Below are 10,308 nucleotides of genomic sequence, written 5' to 3' on the forward strand. Positions count from 1 at the left end.
CAGTTCTCGCTCGGCCACGCGGGATTCATGTCCGTCGGCGCCTATTTCTCCGCGGCCGTCAGCCTGTTCGTTATCCCGCAATTTCTCGGCGCCAAGGAGCCCACGAGCCTGCAACAAGGCGAGCTGTTCGTCGCGGCGCTGCTGGCGGGCGGCCTCTGCGCGGCATTCGCCGGCCTGCTCGTCGGCGTGCCATCGCTGCGCCTCAAAGGCGACTACCTCGCGCTGGTCACTCTGGGTTTCGGCGAGATCATCCGAATCTTCATGCGCAATCTGGATCGGCCAATCAACCTCACTAATGGCCCCAAAGGCATCTCATCGGTGGACCCGGTGCAGCTGTTCGGTTTCAGCCTGGCCCGCACCCATGAGATTTTTGGTCTGCGCGTCACCTCGGTGTACTTCTATTACTACCTATTTGCGCTGCTGGTGGTGCTGATTATGTTCGCCTGTATTCGCCTTGAGCATTCTCGCATCGGTCGAGCGTGGGTGGCGATTCGCGAAGACGAAGACGCCGCGCAAGCGATGGGACTCGACACCCGTCGCCTGAAGCTGCTGGCCTTCGCAATTGGCGCAGCCTTTGGCGGAATGAGTGGTGCATTGTTCGCCTCGTTTCAAGGCTTTGTCTCACCGGAGTCGTTCAGCCTCAACGAGTCCATCGCAGTGCTGGCGATGGTTGTGTTGGGCGGCATGGGCCACATTCCCGGCGTGATACTCGGCTGCGTGCTGTTGGCTGCCCTGCCCGAAGTGCTACGCGCCAGTACCAGTGCGTTGCAACAGACACTGTTCGGGCAGGTACTGGTTGATCCAGAAATCATCCGACAGTTGTTTTATGGCCTGGCGCTGATCCTCGCGATGCTCTATCGCCCTGCTGGTCTGTGGCCGGCTCAGCGTGGAGGTGCTCAATGACGGTTCCGTTGCTGCACATTGAACACGTCAATAAACACTTCGGCGGCGTCATCGCGCTGAACAATGTCAGCCTGCGTATTGACCCCGGCCAGATCTACGGTCTGATCGGCCCCAACGGTGCAGGCAAAACCACCTTCTTCAACGTCATGACCGGTCTGTACACCGCGGACTCCGGAACGTTTGTCCTCGACGGTCAAGCCTACACGCCGACTTCGGTGCACAAGGTAGCCCGGGCTGGCATTGCTCGCACCTTCCAGAATATCCGGCTATTCAATGCGATGAGCGTGTTGGAAAACGTCATGGTGGGTCGCCATATCCGCACCCAAAATGGTGTGTGGGCGGCATTGAGCCGTCATCGGCGCGCACGTGAAGAAGAGGCAAACACTCGGCAGATCGCCCTTGAGTTGCTGGAATATGTGGGCATTGCCGAGTTTGCCAATTACCGCGCCGACAGCCTCGCGTACGGTTATCAACGACGTCTGGAAATCGCCCGCGCCTTGGCCACTGAGCCACGACTGCTGGCCCTTGATGAGCCCGCCGCCGGAATGAACTCAACCGAAAAAATACAATTGCGCGGACTTCTGGAAAAGATCCGCAACGACGGCCGCACACTGCTACTGATCGAGCACGACGTGAAGCTGGTGATGGGCGTTTGCGACCGCATTAGCGTTCTGGATTACGGCCAGGTTATCGCTGAGGGCATTCCCGAAGAAGTGCGTCGCCATCCCGCCGTGATCAAGGCTTATCTGGGAGCCGGCGCACATGTCTGAGCCTCTGCTGAGCATCCACGGTCTGCAGGTGTGCTACGGCGCCATCCAGGCGGTGAAGTCGCTGGATTTGCAGATCAGTGAAGGCGAGCGCGTGAGTTTGATCGGTGCCAATGGTGCAGGCAAGACGTCCAGCCTCAAAGCCCTGACCGGTTTGATTGCCTCCAGCGCGGGTGATATCCGCTTTGCCGGACGTTCGATTCGTGGCGTTCCAGCCCACGAACTGTTGCGCCGAGGCATTGCCATGGTGCCGGAAGGCCGCGGCATATTTGCTCGCATGAGCGTTCTGGAGAACCTGCAAGCCGGCGCTTACCTGCGGCGCGACAAGCAACAGGTCAACAGCGAGATCGCACAGTTACTGGATAACTTTCCCAATTTACGAATACGTCTGCAACAAGCGGCGGGCCTGTTGTCCGGCGGCGAGCAGCAAATGCTTGCCTTGGGTCGCGCATTGCTATCGCGACCACGGCTGCTGGTGCTCGACGAGCCGTCCATGGGCCTGGCACCGATCATGGTGGAAAAGGTTTTTGAATTGATTCAGAGCGTCTGCGCTTCTGGCATGACGTTGCTGCTGGTGGAACAAAACGCACGCCTGGCACTGCAAGTCACCGACCATGCCTACGTTATGGACAGCGGCAGTATCAGCCTCAGCGGCGCTTCATCGGCACTGCTGGACAACGAACAAGTACGCGCCGCTTATCTCGGCGAATAACCCATGACGCCACCGGGCCACCGGCGTGTACCCCTATGAAGAAAAACAGGAAGTACAGCATGCACATCACTGCCCTTATAAAACGCGCCAGCTTGATCGGTGTCGCCGTCAGCAGCCTGGCCGCAGCCGTCGCCCAAGCCGATCAAACCGTCTTGATCGGCCTCGCTGGCCCATTAACCGGCCCGTCGGCACGAATCGGCAAAGATCTGGAAAACGGCGCCCAGTTGGCCATCGCCGATGCCAACGCCAAACACCCGAAAATTCATGGCGAAGCGGTCACCTTCAAACTGATCTCCGAAGACGATCAGTCCGATCCGCGGACTGCGGTCACCGTGGCGCAACGCTTGGTGGACGCCGGCGTGGCCGGGGTTGTCGGTCACTGGAACACCGGCACCAGCATTCCGGCGGCACGTATTTATCACGATGCAGGCATTGCTCAAGTTGCGCCAGTGGCCACCGGTCACGCTTACACCCAGCAAGGTTTCGATACCAGCTTTCGAATCATGGGCCATGATGACGATGGCGGTCAGGTTGCCGGCAAGTACGCATTGGAAACCCTCAAAGCCAAGCGTATTGCCGTGCTCGACGACCGCACGGCCTTCGGCCAAGGCCTCGCAGATCAGTTCGTCAAGTCAGTCCAAGCCAACGGCGGCACAGTCGTCTCGCGAGAGTTCGTTGACGACAAGACCATCGACTTCAGTGCCGTATTGACCACGATACGGAGCAAGAACCCCGACCTTATTTTCTTTGGCGGCGTAGATTCCCAAGCGGCGCCGCTGGCTCGTCGGATCAAGCAACTGGGCATAAAGGCCACCTTGATGGGCGCCGGCGGCTTCGTCAGCCAGACCTTCCTGGAGCTGGCACAAAAAGACGGCGACGGCGTTACCGCTTTGGAGCCAGGCCTGGCGATCGAAAAAATGCCAGGGGGCAAAGCGTTCGAGCAAGCCTATCAAGCACGCTACAAAACCCATATTGAACTGCACGCGCCTTTCGCTTACGACGGGGTCGGCGTGCTGATCGCCGCTATTGAGAAAGCCGACTCCATTGATCCGCAGAAGTATCTGCCAGTGCTGCGCGCCAGCCAGTACCAAGGCGTCACGGGCCTGATTGCGTTCGATGCCGAAGGTAACCTGAAGGATCCGACCTTCACCGTTTACCAAGTCAAGGCGAATAAATGGCAACCGGTCAGCGTGGCGGGCGGCAAAAAATAACCCGTCTTGGCCCAACTGAGGTTATCGCCTCAGTTGGCGTCACACGCGTATTCATACATGACGCGTCTCGGAGGTAGCGGTTAAAAGCAACTCGCGCAACGACTGAAGCACTTCATCGGGCTTTTCCAGCATCAATTGATGACCGCAATTGGCTAGCACTTTAAACCGGGAATTCTTCAGGCATTTGTGCAACGCCTCTCCGGCATTGGCGGGTGTCAGTCCATCACTATCACCGGCCAGGATATTTACCGGCAGCGCCAGCTCGTCCAGTTGCGCAAGGGTTGGCCATTGCGCCTGACTCATCAACGGCTTGAACACATACAGCGGATTACTTTTTGTGAGGCCTTCTTCATAGGCGACCAACTGTGGATCTGCCGTCGCGTGCCAGGCCAGCTCGCGAAAGCCTTTCATCAGCCATGGCCGAAGCAATTCCAGCACCCAGACTGGCAGTGACATGATCCCGCCGCTGCGTTGCGGACGCTCAAGGAAGGTACCGAGCAGCAAGGCGCCCTGCACTTCGCCAATCCTCCCTGCCTGATTCAGGCTTGCCAGAGCGCTAAGCGTCAGACCAGTACCGAAGGAATGAGCCACCAACACGTTACGTTTGCCGCGATAGCGCTGGAACACTTCCAGGTAATCCGCCACCAGTTCATCCCAGGCATAGGCTTGCGGGTGGTCGGGTTTGTCGCTAGCACCGTGACCGAGCAAATCCCAGGCCACCAGATGGAAACCTTCGGCCGCCAGACTAAGCCACTGCTTACGCCACTGGTCCTGATTACCGCCACTGCCGTGGCTGAAAAACAGCACTCGGTCCTCATCCACATGGCCTATATGTCGGGTGACATTGATGTAACGACCCGGACGGATTTCCAATCGTTCCCCAAGGATCAGCGGGCGTTTCAGCTCAGACGATACATCAGGCATACGCAGATTTGTCCTGTAATTGACGGGTAATTTTGAGGCCAAGATGATCGCGTAAGGTATGGCCTGTGTAGTGACGACGGAACAGCCCCCGGCGCTGTAACTCGGGGATCACCCCGTTAACGAAAGTGTCCAGCCCGCCCGATAGATAAGGCGGCATTACGTTAAAACCATCGGCAGCGTCAGTTGTAAACCAATCCTCCAGTTCATCGGCAACGTCGGCAGCGGTGCCGATAATCACCCGATGCCCGCGCGCAGGCGCCATGCGCAGATACAGCTGACGAATGCTTAGCCCTTCACGCCGCGCTACCTCAATCAACAGGTGCTGACGACTGACGCCAGACTGGGTGTCATGCAATTCCGGTAGCGGACCATCCAGCGCAAAGGTCGACAGGTCCGTGCCACCTGCGATGTCCGAGAGCAACGACAAACCGACTTCTGGTTGCACTAATGCCTGCAACCGCTGGTAGTTATCCTCGGCTTCGGATCGGCTACTTCCAATAATGGGCATGATACCCGGCATGATTTTCAAGCTGTGGACATCCCTGTCGTACCGGCCCATCCGATCTTTCAGGTCGCGGTAAAAGACTCGAGCAGACTCGGCCGTTGGCTGGGCAGTAAACACCATTTCTGCATGGGCAGCGGCAAGCTCGCGCCCTGTTTCCGATGCCCCGGCCAGCACCTGCACCGGCGATAGACCCCACTCTCGCCAATACTCGCGCACCTGTTGGATAAACGTTTCGGCGAGCTGGTACCGGTGCGCATGATCAAAATGCCGTTCGCGGCCGAAATTAAAGGCCTCCCCGGCATTACTTGAGGTCACCAGATTCCAGCCGCTACGCCCGCCACTCAGGCGCTCCAGCGAGGCGAAACTGCGGGCCACGCTGTGAGCATCGTTATACGAGGTAGTGACGGTCGCCACCAGTCCGATGTGCCGGGTCACGGCCGACAGCGCGCTAAGCAGCGTGAGCGGTTCGAAATGCTCGGTACGTGCCATGCGGCTCAAGGCATCAAGCCGCCCCGGCAGCATCGCGAGGGTATCGGAAAGAAAAATTGCATCGAAACAACCGCGCTCGGCGGTCTGCGCTAAACGCTGGTAATGGGCCAGATCCAGGCCACCGTTGGCCTGCGCTTCGGGATGTCGCCAACCCGCAATGTGATGCCCGGTAGCCATTAAAAATGCATTCAGGCTCATTTGCCTTGGAGGGTTCTTCATGAGATGTCTCGTAAAAGATCAGCCTCGCTGGCACCGTCGAGGTCAATGACCGAACCCGGCAGGGCACGCAGCAAAGCTTGGGTATAGGGGTGAGTGGGTGCAGTGAACAGCGTCGCCGCCGGACCGGTTTCGACAACGCGTCCTTGGTGCATGACCGCAACCCGATCGCAGATCCGCGCCGCAACCCGCAGGTCATGGGTGATGAAAATCATGCTCAGTTTCAGACGGCATTGCAGGTCTTCCAGCAGCTCAAGAATCTGCACTTGGATCAATGCGTCCAACGCCGACACACATTCATCGGCAATCAGGATTTTCGGCTTTACTGCCAGCGCTCTGGCAATACCAATACGCTGCCGTTGTCCGCCGGAAAATTCTTGCGGGTAACGCTCGAAGGCAGTCACCGGCAGCCCTACCAACTTGAGCATTTCCAATGCCGTGCGATGAGCGTCTTGGGTTGACGCACCATGGGCCAACGGGCCGGTCATGATGATCTGGCCAATACGCTGGCGCGGATTAAGCGATGCGAACGGGTCCTGAAAAATCATCTGGATATCGCTGCGCAGTGGTCGCAGCTGCGCTTGGGAATGGCGGGTAATATCAGCACCATTCCAAAGAATCTGGCCTGAATCGGGACGGATTAGACGCACAAGATTTCGCCCCAGTGTTGACTTGCCAGAGCCAGATTCGCCGACGATACCCAAGGTTTCCCCTGTGCGCAGTTGCAGCGTGACATCCGCCAATGCCTGGGTATTGCTACGTCGCCACCAGCCTTGCGAGCGACTAAATGTCTTGTTCAGGGCGTTGGCCTGCAGCACTACACCAGCGTGCAGATCGGGTCGGCGTGAGTGTGCCGGAACGGCCGAAACGGCCGCCAGCAAACGCTTGGTGTAATCCTCTGTTGGTGCTTGCAGAATGTCTTGCACCGTTCCCTGCTCTACCAAGTGCCCACGCTGTAACACCAACACCCGATCGGCAATTGTCTCGACCACGGCAAAGTCGTGGGTGATAAACAACAGTGCCATGCCCTTCTCCCGCTGAATGCGCCGCAGCAGTTCTAGCACCTGCGCTTGAGTCGTGACGTCAAGCGCCGACGTCGGCTCATCGGCGATCAATAGCAGCGGATCGAAAGCCAGCGCCATGGCAATCACTACCCGCTGACGCTGGCCGCCGGACAACTGATAGGGATACGAATGCTGCAAACGCTCTGGGTCCGGCAAGCCAACATAACCCAGCAGCTCCAACGCTCGCGCACGCCGGATCTTGCGCGACGTAACGCCATGGGCACTCAGCGTTTCATCAATCTGCCGACCAATACTCAGCAACGGATTCAGCGCGCTCATGGGTTCTTGAAAGACCATGCTGATGCTACGTCCGCGCAGTTGCCGCATGCCCTCTTCGCTTAGTTGGGCCAGGTCTTGGCCTTGCAGGCGCAAGGTGCCAGCCTCGGGTCGTAACTGCTCGGGCAGCAAACGCAGTATGGCGTTAGCTAACATCGATTTGCCGGAACCGGATTCACCGACCACGCACAGGCATTCACCCCGATTCAGCGTCAGCGACAGTCCATTCAGCGCATGGCTGCGGTCGGCCCCTTCGGGTAAAGGAATACGTAGCCCGGACACTTCCAGCAGTGGCGGTTGCTCCTGGCTCATGACGAAGCCCCCGAGCGACGCGGCGGATCGAAGGCTACACGTAACCCTTCGCCGATGCGGTTCACCGACAGCACGCAGAGCATAATCGCCAGGCCAGGCAATAGGCTCATCCACCAGGCTTGACGCAGCATGTTGCGCGACGCGTTGATCATGTAGCCCCAACTCATGGCGTCCGGATCACCCAGGCCGAGAAAGGCCAGCGCCGCCTCGGTGAGAATCGCCGTGGCCATGACGAAGGTCATGGTCACCAGCAACGGCGATAAGGCGTTAGGCAGTATCTGGGTGAAGATAATCGCCAACGGACGCTGGCCCAGTACCTGCGCAGCCTGGACAAACTCACGTTGACGCAGCGTGAGAAACTCACTGCGCACCAAGCGCGCCACAGGCGGCCAGGCGACCAACGAAATCGCCAGAATCACCGAACTCAATGACGGCTCCAGCACCGAAACCAAAATCACGGCCAACACCAGTTGCGGGATGATCTGGAAAAACTCGCCAATACGCATCAGTACTTCATCCAGCCACCCACCGACATAACCTGCCACGCCGCCGACGCCGAGGCCGACAATCAGCGTTGCCAGGCTGGCTAGCGCGGCGACTGACAATGACACCCTTGCGCCATACAGCAGCCCACTGCCGATATCCCGACCGAGCATGTCGCTGCCCAACCAATGGCCCGGCACCGCGAACGGTGGTAACAACGGCTTGGCGGTCATCGCCCAAGGTGAATCAAAACCCAGCCACGGCGCAGCACACGCCAGCAGGGTCAGGATCAGTAAAAAAAAAACGCCTGCCACGGCGCTGGGTTGGGCGAGAAAGCGGCGCACGACCGGGAAGCGCGACATCAACGTTGCCCTCCACTGCCAATGCGCGGGTCAAGCCAGCGACAAATCAGATCAGTCAGCAAATTGAAGCCCACTACTAGCAGCGAAATCACCAGAAACACGCCCAGCAGCAGCGCGTAATCGCGCTCGCTCAGGGCGTCGTATAACAGCCTGCCGATGCCAGGCCACGCGTAAACCACTTCAATCAGCAACGCGCCGCTGGCCAACTGTCCTAGTTGCAGCCCGGCAAAAGTCACCACTGGCAACAACGCATTGCGCAGCACATGACCGTACAGAATGCGTCGTGGCTTGAGACCTTTGGCGTGTGCCGTTTTCACATACTCCTGGCCCAAGGCTTCGAGCATGGCTGCGCGGGTCAGGTGGATGTAGAGCGAAAGGAACAGAAAGCTCAGGGACAGGCACGGCAACACCAAGTGCTCGGCGTAGTCCTTGAACCGCGCCCAACCGTGCAGCTCTTGCCCGACGGTTTCCATACCAAACGCTGGCAACCAGTCCAACACCACGGAAAACACTAGGATCAATAACAACGCCAGCCAAAATGAAGGCATGGCATACAGCAGCAACGTGCCCTGGGAGATCAGCTTATCGAGCCAGCCATGACGTCGCTGGCTACGCGCTGCAATCACCCCCAGCGCAACACCCAGTGCCGACGACAACACAAAGGCGGAGCCCATCAGCAACAACGTGGCCGGCAAGCGTTCGGCAATCAATGACCAGACGCTGGCCTGATTGCGGTACGAGTAACCCAGATCGAAATGCGCTACCTGGTTCAGATACGTGAGTAATTGTTGAGGTAACGGACGGTCGAGGCCCATGTCATGGTGCAGACGCTGGATGTACTGCGCATCATCAACCCCGGCCTCGCCCGCCATCAACAATGCCGGATCACCCGGCGCCAGTCGCACCAACAGAAAGCTCAACACCAGGACGCCGACGATGACTGTTAGCGCCCGGCCTAATCGCACACAGAGATAAACCAAAGCATTCATGGCGCCGGTTTTTCCAGATAAACGCTGTCATAACTTTCGTTGAGACTGGTCGCGGTCTGGATCAAGTTCTTGACCTGCTTGTGGTACAGCGTCGGAAAATGCATCTCGAAGATCGGTGCCAGCGGCAGATCGGTATTGAGCACATTTTCCAGTTCGCTGTACGCTTGGGTCCGCGCCGGACCTTCGGGGGTGTTGGCGACCTTGACCCACAGCGCGTCAGCCACCGGGTTGTTGTAGCCGCTGACATTGACAAACGGCGATGTCTTGAGGATGTAGTCGGAGCGGTACAGGTACGAATTACTCAGGTACGGATCGCCGATCTGGAAGATGAAGTTGTAGGTCAAGTCGAAGTCCCAGTTGCTCACGCGCTGCACCCACGTTGCGGCATCTGAGGTCACCACGTCGACTTTGAAACCCAGTCCTTGAAGTGATTGCTTGGTGTACTCGGCCAGACGCTCCCACGCGCCACCTTTTTCACCGTTGAGCAAACGAATGTGGGTTTTGCTGACATCCACGCCCGATTCAGCGATCAGCGCCTTGGCTTTGGCCAGATCGAAAGTGTATTGCGGCAGTTTTGGGTCATGGAATGGCGTACTAGAAGAAAATGGACCCTGCCCTACTTTGCCCGCGCCAAAGAAAATGTTGTCGACGATGAACTGACGATTCAACGCATAAAGGATCGCCTGACGAACCTTGACGTTGTCCAGCGGCGGCTTGCGCACGTTGATTTGCAGGAAGGCCAGGCCCGCGTACAGTTCATACCCCTTATCGGTGGCGACCACATCCGGTAGCGCGCTCAGGCGTTGCAGGTCCGCGTAATCGGCGTCGCCGCTGCGCAGCACTTGCACGTCATTGCGCTCGAAGCCTGCGGCCCGGGAAGATGCATCGGGGATGATGTGAAAGACGATTTCATCCAGATACGGCAGCCCTTTTTTCCAATAATCGGGGTTTTTCACCAGCTTGATGTAGGCACCACGTTTCCACTCCTTGAACACAAACGGCCCGGTACCGATAGGCGTGAGGTGAGAAGGGTTGGTACGGAAATCGGTGCCGGCGTACAGGTGCTTCGGCGCAATAGGCCGCAAGCCGTTGCCC

The 10,308-nt window shown here is 58.3% G+C and carries 10 protein-coding genes; 4 read left to right on the top strand and 6 right to left on the bottom strand.

Translation table 11 applies throughout. The features are described from left to right. The 4 genes from M0974_RS30065 to M0974_RS30080 all read left to right on the top strand — a co-directional run. On the top strand, window positions 1-903 hold a 903-nt coding region (locus tag M0974_RS30065; protein WP_297845538.1), incomplete at its 5' end, for a branched-chain amino acid ABC transporter permease. After that, window positions 900-1,673: an ABC transporter ATP-binding protein gene (locus M0974_RS30070; RefSeq protein ID WP_297845543.1), complete on the top strand. Its 774-nt coding sequence runs from the start codon at window positions 900-902 to the stop codon at window positions 1,671-1,673. The genes M0974_RS30065 and M0974_RS30070, both read left to right, overlap by 4 nt. Then, window positions 1,666-2,382, top strand: coding sequence for an ABC transporter ATP-binding protein (locus M0974_RS30075; RefSeq protein ID WP_297845544.1), 717 nt, complete (start codon window positions 1,666-1,668; stop codon window positions 2,380-2,382). The genes M0974_RS30070 and M0974_RS30075 overlap by 8 nt, the downstream gene beginning before the upstream one ends. A 59-nt stretch (window positions 2,383-2,441) precedes the next feature. Continuing rightward, window positions 2,442-3,593, top strand: a complete 1,152-nt coding sequence (locus M0974_RS30080) for a branched-chain amino acid ABC transporter substrate-binding protein (protein WP_297845546.1) — start codon at window positions 2,442-2,444, stop codon at window positions 3,591-3,593. 51 nt (window positions 3,594-3,644) lie between these two features. On the opposite strand, the gene M0974_RS30085 is transcribed toward M0974_RS30080, so the two are convergent. The 6 genes from M0974_RS30085 to M0974_RS30110 all read right to left on the bottom strand — a co-directional run. Continuing rightward, entirely contained in the window at window positions 3,645-4,517 is an 873-nt protein-coding gene (locus tag M0974_RS30085) for an alpha/beta hydrolase (RefSeq protein WP_297845548.1), read from the bottom strand. Then, window positions 4,510-5,730: an LLM class flavin-dependent oxidoreductase gene (locus tag M0974_RS30090; protein ID WP_297845550.1), complete on the bottom strand. Its 1,221-nt coding sequence runs from the start codon at window positions 5,728-5,730 to the stop codon at window positions 4,510-4,512. Before M0974_RS30090 ends, M0974_RS30085 begins: the two co-directional genes overlap by 8 nt. Then, window positions 5,727-7,379 carry an ABC transporter ATP-binding protein gene (locus tag M0974_RS30095; RefSeq protein WP_297845552.1) on the bottom strand — a complete coding sequence of 551 codons (1,653 nt, stop codon included), beginning with the start codon at window positions 7,377-7,379 and terminating at the stop codon, window positions 5,727-5,729. Before M0974_RS30095 ends, M0974_RS30090 begins: the two co-directional genes overlap by 4 nt. Next, on the bottom strand, window positions 7,376-8,224 hold the full coding sequence (locus M0974_RS30100; protein ID WP_297845554.1) for an ABC transporter permease: 849 nt from the start codon (window positions 8,222-8,224) through the stop codon (window positions 7,376-7,378). The genes M0974_RS30095 and M0974_RS30100 overlap by 4 nt, the downstream gene beginning before the upstream one ends. Beyond that, window positions 8,224-9,213: an ABC transporter permease gene (locus M0974_RS30105; protein ID WP_297845556.1), complete on the bottom strand. Its 990-nt coding sequence runs from the start codon at window positions 9,211-9,213 to the stop codon at window positions 8,224-8,226. The genes M0974_RS30100 and M0974_RS30105 overlap by 1 nt, the downstream gene beginning before the upstream one ends. Beyond that, window positions 9,210-10,308: ABC transporter substrate-binding protein (locus M0974_RS30110; RefSeq protein WP_297845558.1), on the bottom strand; the 1,099-nt coding region annotated here is incomplete at its 5' end. The genes M0974_RS30110 and M0974_RS30105, both read right to left, overlap by 4 nt.

Origin of the sequence: Pseudomonas sp. (assembly GCF_026224925.1) — a bacterium.
Lineage (GTDB): Bacteria > Pseudomonadota > Gammaproteobacteria > Pseudomonadales > Pseudomonadaceae > Aquipseudomonas.

What these genes read in the sequence shown, in the direction of transcription:
- M0974_RS30070 (WP_297845543.1), top strand. Translation starts at nt 900, where the DNA reads ATGACGGTTCCGTTGCTGCACATTGAACACGTCAATAAACACTTCGGC.
- M0974_RS30075 (WP_297845544.1), top strand. Translation starts at nt 1,666, where the DNA reads ATGTCTGAGCCTCTGCTGAGCATCCACGGTCTGCAGGTGTGCTACGGC.
- M0974_RS30080 (WP_297845546.1), top strand. Translation starts at nt 2,442, where the DNA reads ATGCACATCACTGCCCTTATAAAACGCGCCAGCTTGATCGGTGTCGCC.
- M0974_RS30085 (WP_297845548.1), bottom strand. Translation starts at nt 4,517, where the DNA reads ATGCCTGATGTATCGTCTGAGCTGAAACGCCCGCTGATCCTTGGGGAA.
- M0974_RS30090 (WP_297845550.1), bottom strand. Translation starts at nt 5,730, where the DNA reads ATGAAGAACCCTCCAAGGCAAATGAGCCTGAATGCATTTTTAATGGCT.
- M0974_RS30095 (WP_297845552.1), bottom strand. Translation starts at nt 7,379, where the DNA reads ATGAGCCAGGAGCAACCGCCACTGCTGGAAGTGTCCGGGCTACGTATT.
- M0974_RS30100 (WP_297845554.1), bottom strand. Translation starts at nt 8,224, where the DNA reads ATGTCGCGCTTCCCGGTCGTGCGCCGCTTTCTCGCCCAACCCAGCGCC.
- M0974_RS30105 (WP_297845556.1), bottom strand. Translation starts at nt 9,213, where the DNA reads ATGAATGCTTTGGTTTATCTCTGTGTGCGATTAGGCCGGGCGCTAACA.